The sequence below is a fragment of the Streptomyces sp. SCA2-17 genome (assembly GCF_044336695.1).
On the sequence record NZ_CP117521.1, the window covers coordinates 5,523,383 to 5,543,095 of the forward strand.

A 19,713-nucleotide genomic window follows, 5' to 3' on the forward strand; every position below is an offset into this window, starting at 1 on the left:
CGAAATGGAGATCACGATGGACGATACACAGAACACCCCTTCCTCTGAGGTTCCCGCGGAGGTACCGCCGGCTACCGGTCCTGAGGCAGAGCTGGAGAAGTGGCGGGCGCTGAGCCGCGAGAACGAGAAGCGGTGGAAGGCGGCCTCTAAGGAGCTGGATGACCTGCGCGCTGAGCGGATGACGGACCAGGAGAAGGCGCTGGCCCAGGCCCGCGACGACGCGCGCCGCGATGCCCTGGCCGAGCTTGCATCTTCCCTGGCGGAGGCCGAGATCCGCGCCCAGGCGGCGGCTGCCGGTGTCACCGTGCAGACTGACTACCTGGACCTGCAGCGTTTCCTCGGCGAGGACGGCCGACCGGACGCCGAAGCTGTCGCGGCCTTCGTCGGCCGCCAGGTCCCGGCTCCCGCGGAGCCGGAGTTCCCGCGGCTGATGGGTGCCGGGTATCACCGCGGAGGCAGCGCTCCGGCGATCACGAGTATGGACCCGACTGAGCTCGCCCACCTTATCGCGGGTGATTCTTACATTTAGTCTTGACTGTTTGAGAGCCCTTCGGCACCGCCGGGGGGCCTTTTTCACGCCCTTTGGAGGCAATGCCTATGGCTCTCACTACCCATCATTTTAATCTTGATCCCAAGCAGGTCACCATTGCGGCCCTTGGCCTGCTGGACCGTCAGCTCACTCTCGGAGGCCTGCCTGCCCGTTACTCAGAGCTGTCCTTCACCGGTGGCCTTGGCGACGTTATCAACGTGAACCGCGAAAGCCGCGGCATTCCCGTACAGGCAGCCGGCATTACCTCGCCGATCCAGAATCCGATCAAGGGCGACAAGGACCGTCTCGCCGCGTCCTCGGACCGTCCTCTACCGACTGACCCGCGCCTCGCTCCGCAGGGCTTCATCCGCGAGTCCCGCTTCCCCGTCCAGCTGACCACGCTGGCTCAGAACGCCACCACGCTCAGCATGGAGCAGGTCGCTTTCGACCTGAAGAAGTTCGGCGCCCAGGTCCTCACCAAGCTCACCCGTGGCTTCGCCGAGTACTTCGACGACACCACTGCGGACTTCATCAAGAACAACATCACCCGCGCCGGCCTCACCGCTGCACAGAAGAAGGTGCTCGGCGGAGACGTCGAAGTCACCATCCCGACCGCTGACGGCACGGGCGAGAACATGAAGGCTCGCGCCCTGGCGCTGCGTACGGCGCTGGTTGATGCCCGCATGGCCATGAACGTCGCCAACGTCCCGTCCAGCGAGCGGTACCTGATCGCAGGGCCCGAACTGGAAGCAATCCTCCTCAAGGACCCGGAGTTCGTTGCCGTCGACTACTCCGGCGACACCAACGCCCTGCGTCGAGCCATCGTGGGCAGGATCTACGGCTTCGACATCGTGATTCACAACTCGTTCGGCCTTGAGGCATACCTCTTCCACAAGTCCGCGATGCTCCTGGTCAGCGCCTGCCCGGCCATTCCGATGGGCGCCGTCAACGGGAGCATCCAGAACATCAACGGCATCGCCACCCGGCTGCTCGTGGACTACGACTACGCCCGGAAGGCCGACACGATCGGCCTGGACACGATGTACGGCCTGTCCACCGTGAAGGAGGACCCGGACTACTCGGTGCGCGGTGTCGGCATCGGTGAATCCTTCGTCCGCGGCCTGAAGATCGCGATCACCGAGAAGCCCGGCGACAAGACCACGGCGAAGCTTACGCAGGGCGACGTCGGCCTTACGGCCTAGGGATCCTATGTCGGCCACCACCTCTGATATTGAAATCCGCCTGGGTCGCACGCTTGCTGATGCCGAGAGACCTCGCGTTCAGGCCTTCCTTGACGACGTCACCGCGCTTGTGCGCGGGTACTGCGGGAGCCGGTACCGCGAGGACTCTCCCGCGATCCGCGCCGTCATCTGCGGCGAGGTGATCCGGTGGATGGCCGTACAGCCCGGCATCGTCTCGGAACGAGTCGGCGACATGGAAGTCCAGTGGGGCACCACCGGGACGCAGACGCTGTCCACCGCGGCCCGGGAGGGCCTGCGTCCCTACCGCCGTCGTCTCGGCACCATCGGCCTCTACCGGATCTGAGGAGGTGCCCCTGCTCTTTCACGACACCGTGGAGGTTCACCGGGCCCCCCTCGCCCCCACCGCATACACGAACCACCGCGACTGGCAGCAGGCGGTGACTGTGTGGTCGGGGCGGGCCCGGGTCCAACCAGACCGCGCCTTCGAAGCCCGCTCGCCGGCACGGGAGACCGCCCAGGAGCGACTCCTGATCTACCTGCCGTCAGAGGCCGACGTCGATTCGGCCGACCGCATCACCTGGCGGGGCCAGGCCTACGAGGTTGACGGCGAACCCGCTCGCTGGTCGCAGGGCACCCTGCGGCACATCCGGATCCGCGCTTGGAGGGTGGTCCGTTGAGCAAGTTCACGCTTCGCATGACTCCTGAGTGGGAGCGCGGCTTCTTCCTCTCTCCTCGGATGCGGGACCTGGTGGAGCTGCACACGGTCAAGCTCACCGAGGCTGCCGTCTCTGCTGCGCCCCGTCCGAAGCGCCCCACTGAGGAGCACTGGAACGCAGTCCACCAGCACATCAAGCCCCGACTTGCCTTGGACCGCTACGGCTGGTTCGGCCTGGTCCTCGTGGAGGAGGACCAGCGGATGAGGCACGCGATGCTGCAGGAACGCGGCTGGACCGACCGCAAGAACCGCAAGTACAAGGGCCATTGGTACCTGAAGCGTGCCCTGGAGAAGGCAAGGATCGAGTGAGACAAGACCCCGTCGCGGTGGTGGTCGGCTTCCTCCGGTCCGTCTCTGGGCTACCTGCCCAGTACGTCACCGGTGACCACGTCGGGCACCAGGCCGGCGCCCCCATGATCTACGTCGAGCACAGCGGCGGGTTTCGCATGATCCGCGACCGCCTGGACCGCGCCGACATCACGGTCGACGTCTTTCACGAGGACCGCAAGCAGGCGGTTGACCTCGCCTACCGCTGCCGTGAGGCCCTGCTGGAGGATCTGCCCGGCCAGGTGGCCGACGGCGCGGAAGTCCTTGACGTCGAAGAGATCTCCTCGCCCCGCTACGACCCTGACGCGGTAAGCCGCGAGCACGCATACCGCGGGGAGATTGCAGTGTTCTTCGTCGCCGCCTGATCCGTACCTCTACCCGAGCCGAGGACGCTTCCGTGCTCGGCTTTCGTCTTCCTCAAGGAGCTCCATTGGCCAACGACTCTTCCAAGATCCGGTTCGCACCCAGCGGCAACATCTACCTCGCACCTGCACCGCGCACTGGTACGTCCTCGACTGTGCTGCCGACCGATGCCGGCGACGGCAAAACCGCCCCTGCCGGCTTCCGCGGTGTGGGCTACGTCGATCAGAGCGGGGTGACCATCACCCCAAGCATCGAGACAGACCCGGTCAATGTCTGGCAGTCCGCCGTACCCGTGATGTACACGGTCAAGTCGGCAAGTTTCAAGGTCAAGGCCACGCTGATGGAAACGAACGACCTGACCACGCAGCTCTTCTTCGGCGCCGAGTGGAAGCCGGTGCAGGACGCCCAGGGCAGAAACACGGGCTCCTACCGGCTGGACCTGTCCTCCACCCCCGATCTCGCGGAGTGGAGCATCGTGATCGACTGGTCCCAGAAGGGCATCCCCTACCGGTGCGTGATCCCGAGGGCGATGATCTCCGACCGCGGCGCGATCCAGCTGCAGCGCACCGAGAACAACAAGTTCGAGTTGACCATCGATGCCCTGGACCATGAGGGCGGCCTCGGCTACGTCCTCACCACCGATGACATCCTCGGCCTGGGTAAGCCGTCTGTCCCCATGGACCCGGCGCTGTTCAAGGCGACGGTGACCGTCCCGGGGTCTGCCACCAATGATGGCGCCAGGGACAAGTGGACCGCGAAGGTCGTTGTCACCGGCACCACCGGGCCGGCCGTCGTCTCCCTGCTCCGTGCCGACAAGACCGCCTTTGACGAGCAGGCCACCGCCACGAAGGACGGCACCGTCGACGTGATCGTCCCGCAGGGCGTGAAGACCGCGGAGCTCAAGGTGACCCATGCCGGTGTCTCGTCCTGCTTCCAGGTCACCGACACCGTTCAGACGGGCACCTCGAAGGCGTGCTTCGTCCTGTCCGCCTAACCCCTTCTTCCCTTCACTTCAACACTTAGGAGCTGCCCATGACCGCTGCCACCACGAAGGCGCCCTCCTCGAAGCCCGAGGCAAAGGAGGCCGAGGCAAACCGTGAACCGGTTGTCATCCAGCATTGTGGTATCACCTTCACCGTTCCGCACCCGCTGAAGATGCCTGTGCGTCTCCTCCGGGCGCAGGACGAGCTTGAGGCCGTCATGCTGATCCTCGGCGAGAAGCAGTGGGAGGCTTTCGAGTCCAGCGGTGCCACGATCGAGGACTTCCAGGGGCTGGCTGACAAGGTCGCTGCAGCCCGAGGGTTTGACGACGCGGGAAACTGATCCAGACCGTCCACGTAGTTCGCGAGTACTCTGATGAGCTCGAAGCGGATCTCCTGGAGCACTTCGGGGTTGATCTGCTGGACCTGTGGCGTGGACGGCTTTCCCTGCGGCGCGTCAGCGTCCTCATCAAATCACTGATGCACAAGGCCGGTGGTTCGCGGCTCCTGGCTGCCCTGGACGACACCACCGTTTGGTCCACGCAGGATCACCTTATGGCGCGCGTCTCTGACGCCCTTGAACTAACTAACTTCCTTTTCCTGAAGGCACATTTTGAGAGTGCCAGCGACCTTACGCCCCCTGATCCGCTTCCGCGGCCGGGCGCTCCTTCCACGGTCTCCAAGGGCCCTGCAGAGGAGTTCGCTTCAGGCGAGGAGCTGGCCAGTTTCTTCCAGGAGATGAGCAGCATGTAGGAGGTCTATGGCCAGCGGCGGACGCATACCCATCCGGGTTGGCGCCGGATACATCGACATCGTCCCCACCCTTTCCCGCGAGGGCGTGACGAAGCTGCGGGGTGAGCTGACCCGCCAGATGGAGTTGGCCGGCACCGCTGCCGGGAAGTCGTTCTCCACCGCAGCGACAAACGGCATGGCCGCCATGCCGAAGACTGCGGCGGCAGCCGCGAAGGCTGCCCGGGGTCAGGTCGAGAAGGAAGCTGTCGACACCAGGTCGAGGCTCTCCGCCATCGAGGCGGAGCTGAGCCGGGAGTACGGGCAGCAGGCCGTACAGCGCTTCCGTGTCTTTCAGGACCTGGAGGAGCGCAAGCGCAAGGCCGTTGCGGGCACCTCGCAGGCCACCCGCCAGGCGCTGCAGGAAACGGTGCGTCTGGAGACCCAGGCGGCGCGGGATGCCGCGCAGCGGTGGCAGACCGCCGAGCGGGAAAGGATCCGCTTCCTGGAGGAGCGGCGGCGTGCAGAGGCACGTGCGGTGGCTGAGCGGCAGCGCGAGGAACGGGTCGCAGTATCCGTCCGGCAGCGGGCCCTCGAAGACGAGGCTCGGATGGATCGCGAGATCCACCAGACGCAGGTGCGTCTGGCCCGGGAGGCTGCACGGGCTGTTGAACAGGCAGAGCGGGAGAAGCAAGCGGCGATCCGTCGCACGATGGCGGAGCGCCAGGCCGAGCAGTCCGCGGCGATCAGCGGACAGATCGCCGTTGTCCAGGCCGTGCGGCAGAGCCTGCGTGAGCAGGCAGCTGAGCACGAGCGCACCATGGCCGCGGTCCAGACGACCCAGGCCGGCGCCCTGGCCGCCATGCGGTCCGGCTGGAAGCGCACCAGCCAGAACATCGAGACCACCGGCACGACGGCGACGGAGACCGGGCACCTGATTACCCGCGGGCTGGTCGCTCCGCTCGGTCTTGCAAGTGCTGCCACTGCGACCTTCGGCATCAAGTCTGCTGACGCGATGCTTCAGGCCCAGACGGGTCTGAAGGGCATGGGCATTGCTCTGGAGGACGTCAACGACCTGCTGGAGCAGATGACGCAGTACGGCATTCAGACGCCGTATTCCGTCAACGACATGCTCAAGTACGGCACCCGCTATGTGCGGGCGAATACCTCGCACAATGCAGATTTCATGTCGAAGGACCCGGCACGGCATGCGAAGGGGTCGGCTGAGGCGACGCAGCGTGCCGTCGACATGGTCAAGATGGTCGGTGATACCGCGGCGTACGGCGGCATCATGGATCCGGCGATGGTCTCGCGTGGCATGTATGCCATCGAGGTCATGCAGGACATGGGCCGCACGAACCTGCGCAACGTCAAGCAGCTCGAAGCCGCAACGGGTATCCCCGCCAACGCACTTGCCCAGATCCTCGGCTTCAAGACCCGTAAGCACACCGCTAAGGAGATGGCGGAGCTCAAGGCGCGGGACAAGAAGAACGGCATGGTCCGGGAGATTCCCGAGACCTACGAAGCATCAGCCCAGATGCTCGAATTCATGCAGAACGCCAAGGATACGGGTGGTATCTCTGGCGAGCAGCTCATTGACGGATTGCTGAAGCGCTGGCGCAAAGACCCCAATATGAGGGGCGCTGCGCACCGGATGGGTAGCGCCACCATCAGCGGCCGACTGGAGCAGATGAAGGAGCAGGCCCAGTTTAACTTGGGTCGCCTCTTCTACTCCAAGAACGACAGTGGCGAGTACGAGTACACGGGCCTCGGCGCCGCGGTCATGGGCAAGAAGGTCTCCGACGAGGAGGGCACCCGCTTCGAGGGTGGCCTCCTGCAGGATGCGGGCGAGATCGGCACCAAGGTGCTGCCGATGGTCAAGGAGATGCTGACTGCGTTCTTCGAGACCCTGGGCACCTTCACGCGCTGGGTGAAGTCGACCGTCGAGTTTCTCGACGCGCACCCGGAACTGCGCAAGTTGGTGCTTGAGGCGGGCAAGCTCGCGGCGGTCGCCGCTCCCTTCCTCCTCGGTTTCGGCATCCTGTCGAAGACGGTCGGCAAGCTGGGCAAGCTCCTCGGTTTCGCTCTCACGCCGGCCAAGCTGCTCGTGGACGCGGCAACCGGCACGGCACGCGGGGTACGGGGCGCTACGCGCTACGGCCGTCAGGTCGCTGGGGGCGTACGGTCCCGCCGTGAGGGCGGGCGATTCCTCGACGGGTACGACGAGCAGCGTGACGGATTCCGGGGCCGGGACGAGACACGCCGCCGCAACCGGCAGCGGGTTGGGCAGGCTGGCCGGGAAAACGGGCGCTTTCGCACCGCGGCCGGCTACGCGCGGTACGGCACTGCGCGCCTGACGGGGTACGACGGGCCCGGCGACTGGTTCCAGCGACGCCGCAACCGTGACACGGACATGCGGGACCTGGACCGGCGCAGCCGTGACGCTTTCGCCGGTATGCGGATCCGGGAGGGCCTGCGGCTCGACCGGCGCCGCGGTGAGGTGCGTGACGAGTACCGGCAAAACCGTCGGGACGCGCGCCGTACTGCAGCGGAGCGTCTGCGTCCGCAGGACAGCACGGACCGCCGTGACACTGCTCAGCGGGGCATGCGAGATGTTGAGCAGCAGATCCGCCAGGTGGACGAGCGCCTTGAGGCCCTCAAGCGCGCGCTGCGTGCGGTCGATCAGGCTCCTCTCGGCAGCGTCATCGATCACCTGGGTGGCTCGGCCGGTCAGAGTGTCCGGTCCTCGGCTGATCAGGCACGGGATGCGGTGCACCGGGTTGTCAGCGGAGGTATCACGCCGCTGAACAATGCCGTTCTCACTGAGCTGCATCGCCGACTGGGTGAGACGCAGCAGAAGGCCGACGCCCTGAAGGCGTCGATCCGGCAAGTCGGCCAGGAGGTCACCGACCTCAACGACCGTCGGCTCGGATCGCTTCGGGTGCAGCAGATCGAGACCACGCAGAAGCGGGCCGATGACCTCAAGCAGGCCATCGGCGAGGCTGCCAGGCGGGTCGAGCGCCTCAACGGCAAGTCCCTGAAGGAGGTCAGGGGCGAGTTCACTCTGACGGTCCCGGAGGCAGGTGCGGTCGAGGGCAAGGCCAAGGACGTCGTCTCGGCCGTCAACCTCCTCAACCGCAAGTCGCTGAAGCCCTTGAGAGACGAGTTCCGGGGCGGCAAGGCCAGTCTGTACAAAGCGGTCGATGACGTCTACGGGCTGATCGGCGCGGTAAAGACGCCGGGCTCGGTGAACGGCCGTATCGCGAACCTGAACGGCCGGTCGCTGGCGTCGGTGATCAAGCAGGTCGAGAAGCTGCGTGACGCTCTGCGCGACGCGGCGAAGAGGGCCGGTGACCTCGATGACGGGATCGGGGACATCAACCGCGACACCGGGGGCGGCCCGGGTGGCGGGTCTGGTGGCGGAGGGAAGGGAGGAAAGAAGAAGCGGAAGTTCGCCCGCGGCGGCGTGCTTCCCGGCTACGCGCCGTGGCAGGACCTGATACCGGCGATCCTCAGTCCGGGTGAAGCCGTCCTCCGTCCGGAGGTCGTTCACCACCTGGGCGCCGGGCGTATCCACGCCTGGAACGAGGCCGCGGTTCGTGGCCGGCTGTCCCGGTTCGCGCGGGGTGGCGTTGCCGGCCGCGGCGGGCCGCTCGGATTCCTCCTCGATGGCCTTGACGGCATCGACATGGGTCCCGTGGTCAGCCTCTTCGGCAAGACCGTCGCCTTCGATGCCTCGGCGGCGAAGGTCGGCGGACCGACCAGCCGGAACCTCATCTCCTGGGGGTCCGAGCGCGGTGGGGCCACCAGCGGCGAAGGGGCCGCCCGGCGCTTTCGGGGAACCCTGGACTTCGCCACCAAGGATCTGCCGAAGCTTCTTCGAACGGTGCCTTCGGGTGCTGGACAGCTGGTCGGCCTAGCGGCCGGTGCCATCGCCCCGCGAGCCGGTGAGCTCTTCTGGACGGACGTCTGGAAGGGCTCGGGAAACGTCCTTCAGCGCGGTGAGCGCTTCGCCACGGACCTGCTGAAACCTGAGTCCATCTGGGCGTACATCAAGGGCGCCTGGGGCGGGGTCTCCGACGCCTTCCGGGCGATCGGCTCTGCGGCCCTCGGCCTCTTCGAGGACCCCGTAGGGACCCTAACAGAACCGATCCGTCAGCTCCGGGAGCTGGCGACGGGCCTGGTCAGCAGCGTCCAGGCCTCGGTTCAGGGGGTGCAGGACATCGCCTCGAACCCGTCCGAGTATGCGACGCAGGTCTTCGGCGAGTTCTGGCAGCAGGCGAAGGACGCCATGCCGAACACCGAGGGCCTGCTGAAATTCCGGGATGGCGGCATCGTTCCGGGGTACGCCCCGGGGCGAGACCTGCGGGCAGCGCTGGTAGCTCCGGGTGAGGCAGTACTCCGGCCGGAAGGTGTGCTGGCCCTAGGCTACCGGACGGTACTGGGTCTGAATGCTGCTGCCAAGAGCGGGCGGCTCCCGACTGGCCCCGGCGACCGCTCGAAGAATGGCGTAGACGCACCTGCCCCTGATGCTCAGACCATCGAGGACGCAGCCGAACGCATCCGCGCCGCCTTGGCGGTGATGACGCAGGCCGTACGCGACCACCAGACGGCGGCCCAGGCATCATGGGCCGCCGTCGGCAGCGCAGTACGTACGGCAGTCGACGGGCAGATCCGCCCCGCACAGGGGCGGTGGATCGCTCACCTCTCCGGGCCGCTCACCACAGCGGAGCACACGTTCCAGGCGGCCAATGAGGGTGTCTGGACGAGCGTGCAGGCCCGCGTGTCGGCATCCACATCCGGCACGCTCGCCTCTTTCAGCCGCCTCCAGGCGGGGGCGGCTGGTCTCCAGGAATCCTTTGAGTCCAGTGCCAGCCGGATCCGCGAGTCCTGGCGGGCCTCGATGTCCGCCGTGGACAGCTCCACCCGCGGCACCCTGGCCGGCCCGTACAACGCGGGCGCAGTCCCGATGCTCGCGGAGATGGCGAAGCTGGCCGGAACACCGGCCCCTCTGTCCCCGGTGCATTACTCGACCGGCGGCGTTGTCCCTGGCTATCAGCCGGGTGTCGACACCGAACCCGCCCTACTCAGCCGCGGTGAGGGGGTCCTTCGCCCGGAGGTGGTTCGCGCCCTCGGTGCAGAAACGATTCACCGGTGGAACGACCTGGCCCGACGCGGCGGCAACATCTACGCGAAGGGCGGCATTGTCGGTGACGGCGGGGCGTGGGTGCGCGAGCACCAGAACGACCCGTTCGAGGGCTATGAGGAGGCTGTTCGTAAGGGCTGGGATGCGGCGATCACGCCGCAGCTCAAGTCCCTCGCCTCGAAGTTCGGAGAGGTCGGCAAGCTCAACGCGGGAGCGTTCGGCAAGGCAGAGCCATGGCTGAGCGCCTGGGGCAAGTGGGCCGACGAGCACGCCACCGGTGGCGGTGGCCAGGTCGTGAAGGCCGCCCTTCAGGAGGCCAAGTCCGGCGACTTGTCGGGCCGGAAGTACATCGGCTCCGACGCCTACGAGTCGTGGTGTGCCGACTTCATCTCGTGGATTGTCGACCATGCGCAGGCAACCGCGGCGTACGGCGGCTCCCCGACGGGGACACCGGGTAACCGGTGGCCGGCGGTAGCGACCTGGGTCGAGCACATGCCCATGGTGCCGACCGCGTCCGCGCGGCCGGGCGACCTCATGGTCTACCGGGGCTACGGCCCCGGCGACTGGGGCCACATCAATGTCGTCACCGGCCGTCAGGGCAGTCAGCTCGAAACGGTCGGCGGCAACGAGTCCCGAAGCCTGCGGCGCCAGCTCGGGTACGGCAACCGCGCCGATGGCGCGCTACGCCCGCGTGGCGGTGCACCTGGTGCGGGTGAGGGGCCGTTCCTCAATCCGTGGCCGGGCAGCCTTGCGCGTTTCTCTGAGGGTACGGGTGAGTTCGCCGGCCTGGTGGGCGACGCCGTTGGCCGGTGGCGTCCGCTGGTCGAGCAGGTCATTCAGGAGCTGGGCGGCCGGGGCGGAATCTCGCCCGCGGACGTCCCCCTGGTGCTCCACCGCATCGACGTGGAATCCGGTGGCGACCCGAACGCGGTCAACAACTGGGACAGCAATGCACGGGCAGGAGACCCCTCGAAGGGGCTGCTGCAGGTGATCGGCTCGACCTTCAACGCGTACGCGGGGCCCTACCGGGGCCTCGGGCAATTCCACCCGCGGGCCTCGCTCTACGCCGGTCTTTCGTACGCGATCGACCGGTACGGCTCAGGATGGCGCCGGGCCCTCAGTGGAACCTCCGGCTACTGGATGGGATCCCTGTCGGCTTCGCCGGGCCTTCGCCTGGTGGGTGAGCAGGGGCCGGAGCTGGTGGATTTCCGCGGTGGTGAGCGGGTGCATGACGCCCGTCAGACGCAAAGCCTGCTGGGCGGCCGGACCTTCGAGATCCACATCCACGAGGCCAAGTCGGAGTCCACGATCCAGGCCGTACTCCGGGCCATGCAGTACGCGGAGGTGATGTACGGCATGTAATCGACTAGGAGGTTGCTTATTCCGATACCCGCAACACGGGATCAGGTCGTTGGAGACCGGCCCACCCCGGTGCCGATCCCGCCTCATCCGATGGCGTGGGGGCACACCTACGTGTCGATCACAGGAAGTGGGGGTGAGGGGGAAGAGATCCCCCTCACCTCCTTCACAGACCGGCGCTGGCCGGGGATCCTCCTCCAGGCCGGTGCCACCGGCCTGGACAAACCGCCGTACGAGCTGCACGCCGACAGCAGCCCCAACCTGGATGGCTCCATATTCAGGTCGACGCGGGCGGCTGCTCGTGAAGTGATGCTTCCGGTCTACATCTACGGAATCGACCGCCGGTCACTCAAGGAGGTCAAGCGCAAGCTGATTGCTGCCCTCAGCCCCAAGCGCGGTCACTGTGTGCTGAAGTTTATGGAAGCGGATTCTCAGATCCGCAAGCTGTACTGCTACTACAAGGACGGGATGCAGGGGAATGAATCCCTCGACAACGCGGGATTCCGGTGGGCCAAATACGGCATCCAGCTCACGGCATTCGACCCGTATTTCTACGGGGATGATCTGCACGTTGCAGAGTGGAATCTCAACCAGGGGGAGGGGTTCTTGCGCACGGATAAGGGTCTGTTCCCGCTCCGGATGAGCCGGGGGATCCTGGCGGATCAGAAGATCCCGGTGATCAATCCAGGCGAGGTGGAGGCATGGCCGGTGTGGCAGATCCACGGCCCCGTCCGAGCGTTCCGCCTCACCAGCCCCGACGGTCAGGCCTTCGGAATCTCAGGACCGGGCGGCGGCAGGGATGCCGTGGCAGCGGGCCGCGTGCTGACGGTGGACACCCGCCCCGGTCACAAGACCTTGATAGACGACCGCGGCAAGAATTACTGGCCTCTGCTCGATCCCGCCCCATCCCTGTGGCCACTCGACGCCGGGAAGAGCTCGGTGGGCGTCAGCGTGACGGCGGGCAACGGCCCCGCCTCCCTGAAACTCACCTTGCGCCCCCGCTACGAAACTTACTAAGAGGTGCCTTCTGGGATACCGGGTGGAGGTCCGCGACAAGGACCTGAACCGCATTGGAGAAATCGACACGTGGCTGAAGATGGACCTTGTCATCCGTTACTGTCAGCAGGGTACATGGCAAATCCTGGTGAAGGACCGCACACCGCAAGCGCAGCTCTTGCAACGCGGTGGTGGAATCACCGTCTGGCAAGACGGCGTGGACTTCCCGATTTTCAGCGGGCAGATCGAGTTCTTCCAGCGCTATTGGACCGTTGAGCAGCACACCGGCGTGGGCTCCGTCTTCGTCGGCGGGAAGTGCGACAACAAACTGGCGTACAGCCGACTGGCCTTCCCGGACCCGTCGAAGCCGGTCGGCCAGCAGTACCAGGCGAAAGACTCCCGCGGTGCGAGTGGCACGGCCGGCGAGGCCCTGTGGTGGGAGCTCGACCACGCCATCGGCCCCCGGGCCCTCCCGGATCGGCAGGTCTCCGGCGTCGAGGTCGGCAACCTGCCCGCGGTGGGTGACACCGTCGCTGACCACCTCCGCTTCGATGTCCTGGGCACCAAGCTCGAAGAGTGGTGCAAGGCCAAGAATGTCGGCTACCGGTTCGTTCACGATCCGGACCGCCAGCGCATCGTCCTGGACGTCTTCACACCGCGCGACCGGAGTAAGAACGTGCGTTTCTCCCCGGAGCTGGGGAACCTGCGCGAGTACACGTGGACGCTGACGGCCCCGCGGGCGACGCGGGTGATCGTTGCCTGCCAGGGCGAGGGAGCCGACCGCTACATCGTTCAGAAGGTCGATGAGGAGGCCGAGAAGGAATGGGCCGTTCAGGTCGAGCAGTTCGTTGACCGCCGCGATCTCCCCCTGAGGACGGATTCCGCGACAGGCAAGCCGGTGAAGGCCAAGCCCGACATCACTGATGCCGACTTCGAAGCAGCGAAGAAGGCCGTCGTGGATGCTGCCGACAACGTCCTGCGGGAGGGGGCCCGCAACGGAAATTTCCAGATCTACCCCATCGACACCGAGCAACTCCGCTTCGGCAGAGATTACTTCGTGGGTGACAAAGTGACCATCGCTGTGGATGGCGAGGAGTATACGGACATCGTCCGCGAGGTCAACATCAGCGTCGAGGACGGCGGCCGCGTCTCCGCTGTCACGCCGAAGATCGGTGAGCAGGGCACCGGATCGCCCCTGAATCTGTACAACACGGTTTTCGAGATGCGGGAAAAGCTCAGGAAACTGGAAGCGAGGATGTGAGTTTGGTAGAGATCAGCTATCCGTTCTCCCGGTCGACCCCGGCCGGCGGTACAGAGATGGTTTCCGAAATCCAGTGGCAAGCCATGGCAGCCATGTGGGGCGGGGACCGGGTGGACTTCCGGCTCACCAGCGAGTCGTACGCATCCGGCGCGCTTCCTTTTGCTGCGACGGTCATCAACGGCCGGACCATTGAGGTCCAGCCCGGTCGCGCGTGGGTCGGCGGCTTCTACTACCAGCTCACGGCCTCCACCCTTCTGACGGTCGAGCCCAACCCCACGGACAAGGCCCGCAAGGACACTGTCGTCGTGCGGGCCGACGTCGTGCAGGGCTCCGTGAACGTGGTCGTGGTCAAGGGCCAGCCCAGCGCTTCCCCGATCGCCCCACTGCCGCGGCGGGTGCCCGGACAGCAGTGGGAAATGGTGCTGTACGAGGTCGACGTCCCCCCGAAGGACGGGGCACCGCAGCTCTCCCTGCGGGCACCTTTCGACATGCCGCCGGCCGTGGGAACACCCTGGAACACGCGGCCCGCAGCTGACTTCCTTCCGGCAGGCACCTTCCTCTATGACATGGACAACAACGGCGGCGACAGCCAGAACGAGCTGTTCAAGGGCCGCGATGGAACCGTCATCTCGCGGCACCTGGGCAAGTCCCGCAAGTACACCCCGGGCCTCGCAAACGCGGTGAACGTTCCCTCCAACGGCGTCGCCAGCAAGGGCCGTTGGAGGTGGGCGGCGCCGAACGTCGTGTACTACTCGATCAGCATCGAGAACACCACGACCACGAACATCCGTAACCGCCCGGACGTCCCGATCGCTTTTGAGCTCCCTCATCAGGCCAACGGCGGGACGGGGCAGATCCTCAGTGGCCACATGCGCAACATGGATTACCGCGGCGGCATGGCCAACCTCGTGCAGCTGCAAGCGATGTGCTGGCCGGGGAACGGCTCGACCCACGCGAGCATTTACTACCACAACAATCAGACGGTGTCCGAGGGCATGGATGTGCTCCGCACCTTCCCTGGCCGATCCACGATCATCTTCTCCGGCACTTACGAAGCAAACGTTTTCAGCGAATAGGAGGCGCCATGGCACGAAACCTTTTCGGCGGTACCGCTTCCGACGTCGCGGAGGACATCGACGGCCGGCGCGTTCCCGGAGCCGTCGGAACGGTTTGGGACGGCCCCTCCGACGGGGCCCGGCAGATCACCGACCTCACCGACGCCGACGGCGCACCGATCATCCAGCTCCAGGCCGACGTCCGCGGCTTCATCCCAGCCTTCTACGGCCCGGCCAACGACGCCGAACGCCTGTGGGTGGACTTCGGCGTCGGCCGGATCGCGCTGGTGTCCGTGACCGTGGGCGATCGGCTCCGCAAGCACCTGACAGACACCGACCCACACCAGTCGCGGGCCTACACCGACGAGCGCCTCGCGGCCTACCTCCCCGCCCGCGGGGCGGAGGTGCAGGCCCCCGCTGGTGATTCCTGGCTGTCGGCCGTGGTCACCGACGACCCCACCGGCAACGTGCTTCGGCTTCGGACCGCGGACGGAGCCGAACGCACACGCCTACGCAGCACCGGGGCCCTGTACCTCGATGTCATCGGCAAGAAGGCGCCTCTGTGTATCGGCGCACCGGGGTTCGGCGCTGGGCAGACGGTGATCAACGTCAGCTCGACCGCGGCGAGCCCTTCGAGTGAGGGAGCGGTCTTCCAGGTGAAGGGGGACGGATCCGTGATCAGCAGCGGCACTGTGACGGCCTCGAACCTGGGCAGCGCCCGGCTCTTTTCGGGGCCGCTGCCGCCGGCCGCCCCGCGAGCTGGAGATGTGTGGGTGAAGTATGGCTAACCAGGTGCTCGTTTTCGACGGTAAGGCGTGGGTCGACCAGACGACCCAGGTCTTCGACGGCACCACCTGGCGGCCTGTGCCGCCCCTGTACTGGGACGGCGCCGAGTGGCGCAGCGCAGCCCCTAAGCCGCGGGAGTTTCCCGGGTACTCCAGCAGTGTCTCCGCGATCGTCTCCGGTGACGTGGTCGAGCTGCCGATCCCGGCAGATGTCCGGACTGGTGATCTGGTGGTGTCGATCTGCGCCCAGCAGGGCGGGGCCTCCCCGCCGTCACCGCTTCTTGCGCCGGCCGGGGTCCTGCCCACCGTCTACACCCTGCACTCCGGGATCCGTTTACTCGTCGCCGTGTGGCCGTGGGATCCCTCGCGAGGCCGGTCGACGGTCTGGGACGTTGCGGGCAGCCCGACCACGGCCGTGATGAACCTGTCCTACCGAAACGGCGATCCCGCAGGGCTCTCTCTGGCCCCGGTGGTGGGCATTACCGAACACCAGGCCGTGAACGCCATCCCGCTGGCGGCCTCGCAGGACTTCACGACGCTGTACGCGGTCCTGGCCGTCTCCGACACCCTGACCGGGGCTGCGTGGCCCGACGGCGTTACCCCGCGCGGTCAACGCCTCGGGGCTTTCGGGACTCAGCAGGTCAGCCTCCTGACAGCTGACACTCCAGGCGCCGGGGCTTCGCCCGGAGCTCTGCGTCTGGACACCACCGTCGACACGGCCGCCGTCGCGGTCATTACGGTTCCTGGCCGCAGTGACGGCAAGCCGACCTGGGTCCTGGGCGACGAGCGGGGCTCGGTCCTGGGGACCACGACCTTCCTGGAGTGATGTGGCAGTACCTCTGATAGCGGCGTGGTCTCAGCGTGAGATCGTCACGGCCGAGAAGCTCAACGGGCAGGTGCGCGAGCCGCTGCGGTACCTGTCTGACATGCCGCGGCTCTCGTGCCGCGGGGCGGCGCCCGGCCAGACGGTCACCCGCGGTTCCTCGACCTACGTCCGGTGGTCCACTGCAGAGACGAACACCTTCTCCGCCGACTCTGACCGGGGGTGGTTCACCGCTCCTGAGGCCGGGGTGTATGTCGTGTCGGCCAGCGTGAGCGTGAAGTCCGGGCCGGTCCAGGCGTCCGGTGACGGGCTGCTCATCTACCTGTACCGGCGCACGGGGAGCGGGTCCGTGAGCGTGGCCACCGTTCGGGAGATCGTCCAGCAGGCCTACGACGTCCAGATCGTTTCCACAGCGACGATCGTGCACCTGGCGGCCGGCGACTCGATCGCAGCTGCGGTCTACCTCGAATCCAGCTCGCCGAGCAGTTCCTACACCGTGCAGTCCGGCGAGTGGGAAAGCGTCCTCAGTGCCTGGATGGCCGCCCCGTCCATCAGCTTCTCCGCAGCGCCGACACCGTTCGTCGCGGCCGGGGATTGGCGCGACAGGGAGCTGCTCACACCGTCGACCATGAGCAGCCGGATCACCGATCCGTTCCGGGCCCTGTACAACCCGCCGCGACTCTCCCTGACTCGGCCGCTGCCGTACAGCGCAGCCTCAGCCCAGACGGTGCGGGTCGGCTGGTCGAGCGCAGGGTTTGAGGAGTCGGGCGGCTGGTCACTCAGCAGGGACGGCACCACCGTCACGGCCCCGGCAACAGGGGTGTACCTGGTTGCCCTGACGCTGGCGACGCAGCGGGATGGCCCGGAGGGGGCTTTCGGCTCCTACCAGGTGCGTCTCCTGCGCAATGGAAATCTCGTCTCCTTGCGGCAGCGGCAGAACACCAGGACCACGTACCCAACGGGTATCAGCGGCACAGACGTCGTCTTCCTGACCAAGGGCGACACGCTCTCTGCCGAGTTCCTCGGCACAGGCACGGGCCTGACGTGGCAGGCCTTCGGGACTGACCTCCGTACCGAGCGGTGGAACGATCTGGCCGCGGTAATGCTCGCGCCGGCCGCCACCGGAATGAACGGGTGAGGCGTGGACTTCTCTTCCTGGTCCCCGCGAGACCTTGCCGACGCAGCCAAGATGAACGCCCGCGTACGGGACGTCCACCGGGATCTGTCCAACCCGCCCCGGGTAGCAGCCTCCGGTGTAAGCACGATCACGAGCGTGCCGGACAACAACACCACCAAGACACTGCGCTGGGACACGATCGAGTCGTCCGGCGGGTGGACGACCGCCACGGACACCTTCACCGTGCCGACGAGCGGCCACTACTTCGTAAGCGCCGACTTCACGGCCCTCTCGCCGAAGGACGTGACGAAGCGGCCTGCCCTCGTCCTCACTGCTGTGGCCCAGTCGGGTCAGGGCGAGAAGGAGTGGCTCCGCTCGTACAACTCCCTTGTTGTCCCCGGCACGTACCTGACGTGTTCCCTGCGGGGCGTGGTGCAGGCGGCCAAGGGGGACCGGGTCAGTCTTCGCGTCTTCGCGGTGCCGGGCACGGGCGAGTGGGAGGTCTCGGCCGGCTCCCGCACGAGCGGCCAGCTCAACCGCTTTGCCGCGGTGCTCATCGCACCCGGCACCACCAACTAACCAACAGACAGGAGACCTGCATCAGCACCAGCACTCTGATTCTGGATCTTTTCGGGATCGTCGGCATCCTGGCCACCGTGATCGGCGGCTACGTGGTCATCCGGGCCTCAAAGGAGGCCAAGACCGCAGAGGTGTGGAAGGGCGAGGCAGAGGCCCAGAAGGCCCGTGCCGACCGCCTTCAAGACGACCTGGCGGAGATCAAGGAGCGCCTGAAGCGGATCGAGCAGGAGAACGCACGGCTGCTCGCCCTGTTGACTGCCCTGGATCCGTCCCGGGTCCTCCACCCAACCGCCGAGTGAACTAACTAACCGTACCAACGCCCGCTGATGCGGGCTTTTTCATGCCTAATTACAGGAGTCAGCATTTCAGTTGCACAGCAGGTTCTCGACATTGCCCGCGATGAGGTGGGCTACCAGGAAGGCTACTCGGGTGGCCACTGGGACAACACGGAGAAGTACGCGGGGGAGGTCGCCGGCCTTGAGTGGGTCAGCGATGACGGTGAGCCCTGGTGCCATGTCTTCGTGAGCTGGGTCTTCCAGGAAGCAGGTGCCGAAGATCTCGCCCCCGTCACCGCGTCCTGCCTCGAAGGCGTTTCCTGGTTCGAGGACCAGGGCCGATTCAGCGACTACCCCGCGGTCGGTGCGGTCGTCTACTTCGGCTCCGGTGGCGGAAAGCACGTCGGCATCGTGACCAGCTACGACGCGGACACCATTTACACAGTCTCCGGAAACACAAACACCAGCGGCAGCGCCGAAGGTGACGGCGTCTACCGCAAGGCCTACGCACGTCGTTCCAGCTACGTTTACGGCTATGGCTACCCGGACTACCCCGAGGGCATCGTCGTGGCCGATCCGAACTGGAAGGGCCGCGACGGCGTGACCTTCTTCGGTGAGGAGGCATCCGAGGACGACCTTCCGACCGGGGACAGCAGCCGACCGTCGGCCCCCGCCGGCTCCGCCCGCCAGGTCGTCATTGACGGCCTGGCCTACGGCCCGGGGGCAAAGGGCGACCACATCACCCGGCTCGGCAAGATGCTCGTGGCCGCAGGCTGCTCAGCGTACGAGGAGGGCCCCGGCCCGGTGTGGACCTCCGCCGACGCGGCGTCCATGCGCAAGTATCAGCTCAAGATCGGCGACCGTGGTTCGGACGCTGACGGCCTCCCGGGCAAGCTTCAGCTTGCCCGCCTCAAGGGCGAGTTCGGGATGGCTGCCTGATGGCGTCGATACCCAAGCGCGGTCGGCACCGGGGGCCGGCCGCCGCCTTCCCCCTCCTGGAACTGCTGCGGGAACATCCGGCCCGTGCGTACAGCGTCGCTGCGACGGCCGTCGCCCTCGTCGCGCAGTACGTCACCGTGCCCGAGGAGGCGATTCTGGCCTTGGTGGCCGCGCTCCTGGGCGCGGGCGAGGTGACACAGCGCGTGGAGAACGCCAAGACGAGCGAGGCCTTCGAGCTGCTCGCCAAGGCGGCGTCCAGGGCGCCACTGCCCTGACCACGCCTCGGCGTACCAGCCTGGGAACGACGAGCCCACCGAGCTATCTCCTCGGCGGGCTCGTTTGTCCCCGCATGGGCGGGGAGCAGTCACCGCTCTTCACATACACAATTGATAGAGCCCTCATGGCGCCTGTTGAGGGGGCAAGCTAACTATCAACTGCTTCTTTAGCGAGCACAGGAAATGGTTCCGACCCCGCCCAACCTTTTGGTTGTGCGGGGTCCTTCTTTGTTTCTCGGCCTGTAGCGAGGCCAGGAG

Annotated in this window: 20 protein-coding genes; all 20 read left to right on the forward strand. The window is 66.5% G+C overall.

The features are described 5' to 3' along the window. Window positions 1-16: 16 nt before the first annotated feature. Window positions 17-529 carry a hypothetical protein gene (locus PS271_RS24900; protein ID WP_398384772.1) on the forward strand — a complete coding sequence of 171 codons (513 nt, stop codon included), beginning with the start codon at window positions 17-19 and terminating at the stop codon, window positions 527-529. A gap of 68 nt (window positions 530-597) precedes the next feature. Continuing rightward, window positions 598-1,731 carry a phage major capsid protein gene (locus PS271_RS24905; protein ID WP_398384773.1) on the forward strand — a complete coding sequence of 378 codons (1,134 nt, stop codon included), beginning with the start codon at window positions 598-600 and terminating at the stop codon, window positions 1,729-1,731. A gap of 7 nt (window positions 1,732-1,738) precedes the next feature. Continuing rightward, complete coding sequence (locus tag PS271_RS24910) at window positions 1,739-2,074, forward strand: hypothetical protein (protein WP_398384774.1); 336 nt, start codon at window positions 1,739-1,741, stop codon at window positions 2,072-2,074. Between the two features lie 4 nt (window positions 2,075-2,078). Then, entirely contained in the window at window positions 2,079-2,408 is a 330-nt protein-coding gene (locus PS271_RS24915) for a head-tail adaptor protein (RefSeq protein ID WP_398384775.1), read from the forward strand. A 17-nt stretch (window positions 2,409-2,425) separates the two neighbouring features. After that, entirely contained in the window at window positions 2,426-2,755 is a 330-nt protein-coding gene (locus PS271_RS24920) for a hypothetical protein (RefSeq protein WP_398384777.1), read from the forward strand. Window positions 2,756-2,859: 104 nt separating this feature from the next. Continuing rightward, window positions 2,860-3,138 carry a hypothetical protein gene (locus PS271_RS24925; RefSeq protein WP_398384779.1) on the forward strand — a complete coding sequence of 93 codons (279 nt, stop codon included), beginning with the start codon at window positions 2,860-2,862 and terminating at the stop codon, window positions 3,136-3,138. A 65-nt stretch (window positions 3,139-3,203) separates the two neighbouring features. Then, entirely contained in the window at window positions 3,204-4,130 is a 927-nt protein-coding gene (locus PS271_RS24930; RefSeq protein ID WP_398384781.1) for a phage tail tube protein, read from the forward strand. A 38-nt stretch (window positions 4,131-4,168) separates the two neighbouring features. Beyond that, a complete protein-coding gene (locus PS271_RS24935) occupies window positions 4,169-4,459 on the forward strand; it encodes a hypothetical protein (RefSeq protein WP_398384782.1) in 291 nt (96 codons plus the stop codon). Between the two features lie 137 nt (window positions 4,460-4,596). Beyond that, entirely contained in the window at window positions 4,597-4,869 is a 273-nt protein-coding gene (locus tag PS271_RS24940) for a hypothetical protein (protein WP_398384784.1), read from the forward strand. 7 nt (window positions 4,870-4,876) lie between these two features. Continuing rightward, window positions 4,877-11,353: a hypothetical protein gene (locus PS271_RS24945; RefSeq protein ID WP_398384786.1), complete on the forward strand. Its 6,477-nt coding sequence runs from the start codon at window positions 4,877-4,879 to the stop codon at window positions 11,351-11,353. 111 nt (window positions 11,354-11,464) lie between these two features. Next, the gene (locus PS271_RS24950; RefSeq protein ID WP_398384788.1) at window positions 11,465-12,367 is read left to right on the forward strand and encodes a phage tail family protein; all 903 of its coding nucleotides are present in this window, start codon (window positions 11,465-11,467) and stop codon (window positions 12,365-12,367) included. A 22-nt stretch (window positions 12,368-12,389) separates the two neighbouring features. Then, a complete protein-coding gene (locus PS271_RS24955; protein WP_398384790.1) occupies window positions 12,390-13,607 on the forward strand; it encodes a siphovirus ReqiPepy6 Gp37-like family protein in 1,218 nt (405 codons plus the stop codon). Window positions 13,608-13,609: 2 nt separating this feature from the next. Beyond that, on the forward strand, window positions 13,610-14,683 hold the full coding sequence (locus tag PS271_RS24960) for a hypothetical protein (RefSeq protein ID WP_398384792.1): 1,074 nt from the start codon (window positions 13,610-13,612) through the stop codon (window positions 14,681-14,683). An 8-nt stretch (window positions 14,684-14,691) separates the two neighbouring features. After that, window positions 14,692-15,450: a hypothetical protein gene (locus tag PS271_RS24965; protein WP_398384793.1), complete on the forward strand. Its 759-nt coding sequence runs from the start codon at window positions 14,692-14,694 to the stop codon at window positions 15,448-15,450. Further along, a complete protein-coding gene (locus PS271_RS24970; RefSeq protein ID WP_398384795.1) occupies window positions 15,443-16,273 on the forward strand; it encodes a hypothetical protein in 831 nt (276 codons plus the stop codon). The genes PS271_RS24965 and PS271_RS24970 overlap by 8 nt, the downstream gene beginning before the upstream one ends. Window position 16,274: 1 nt before the next feature. Next, window positions 16,275-17,408, forward strand: coding sequence for a hypothetical protein (locus PS271_RS24975; RefSeq protein WP_398384796.1), 1,134 nt, complete (start codon window positions 16,275-16,277; stop codon window positions 17,406-17,408). Window positions 17,409-17,543: 135 nt separating this feature from the next. Beyond that, entirely contained in the window at window positions 17,544-17,966 is a 423-nt protein-coding gene (locus PS271_RS24980; protein ID WP_398384797.1) for a hypothetical protein, read from the forward strand. Window positions 17,967-18,043: 77 nt separating this feature from the next. Continuing rightward, a complete protein-coding gene (locus tag PS271_RS24985) occupies window positions 18,044-18,265 on the forward strand; it encodes a hypothetical protein (protein ID WP_398384798.1) in 222 nt (73 codons plus the stop codon). Between the two features lie 105 nt (window positions 18,266-18,370). Then, window positions 18,371-19,180 carry a peptidoglycan-binding protein gene (locus PS271_RS24990; RefSeq protein WP_398384799.1) on the forward strand — a complete coding sequence of 270 codons (810 nt, stop codon included), beginning with the start codon at window positions 18,371-18,373 and terminating at the stop codon, window positions 19,178-19,180. Beyond that, window positions 19,180-19,455 (forward strand): hypothetical protein, encoded by a 276-nt coding sequence (locus PS271_RS24995; RefSeq protein ID WP_398384800.1) that lies wholly within the window; start codon window positions 19,180-19,182, stop codon window positions 19,453-19,455. Before PS271_RS24990 ends, PS271_RS24995 begins: the two co-directional genes overlap by 1 nt. Window positions 19,456-19,713: the final 258 nt, after the last annotated feature.

Coding starts and splice junctions, on each gene's coding strand:
- PS271_RS24900 (WP_398384772.1), top strand. CDS start 17: ATGGACGATACACAGAACACCCCTTCCTCTGAGGTTCCCGCGGAGGTA.
- PS271_RS24905 (WP_398384773.1), top strand. CDS start 598: ATGGCTCTCACTACCCATCATTTTAATCTTGATCCCAAGCAGGTCACC.
- PS271_RS24910 (WP_398384774.1), top strand. CDS start 1,739: ATGTCGGCCACCACCTCTGATATTGAAATCCGCCTGGGTCGCACGCTT.
- PS271_RS24920 (WP_398384777.1), top strand. CDS start 2,426: ATGACTCCTGAGTGGGAGCGCGGCTTCTTCCTCTCTCCTCGGATGCGG.
- PS271_RS24925 (WP_398384779.1), top strand. CDS start 2,860: ATGATCTACGTCGAGCACAGCGGCGGGTTTCGCATGATCCGCGACCGC.
- PS271_RS24935 (WP_398384782.1), top strand. CDS start 4,169: ATGACCGCTGCCACCACGAAGGCGCCCTCCTCGAAGCCCGAGGCAAAG.
- PS271_RS24940 (WP_398384784.1), top strand. CDS start 4,597: ATGCACAAGGCCGGTGGTTCGCGGCTCCTGGCTGCCCTGGACGACACC.
- PS271_RS24945 (WP_398384786.1), top strand. CDS start 4,877: ATGGCCAGCGGCGGACGCATACCCATCCGGGTTGGCGCCGGATACATC.
- PS271_RS24965 (WP_398384793.1), top strand. CDS start 14,692: ATGGCACGAAACCTTTTCGGCGGTACCGCTTCCGACGTCGCGGAGGAC.
- PS271_RS24970 (WP_398384795.1), top strand. CDS start 15,443: ATGGCTAACCAGGTGCTCGTTTTCGACGGTAAGGCGTGGGTCGACCAG.
- PS271_RS24995 (WP_398384800.1), top strand. CDS start 19,180: ATGGCGTCGATACCCAAGCGCGGTCGGCACCGGGGGCCGGCCGCCGCC.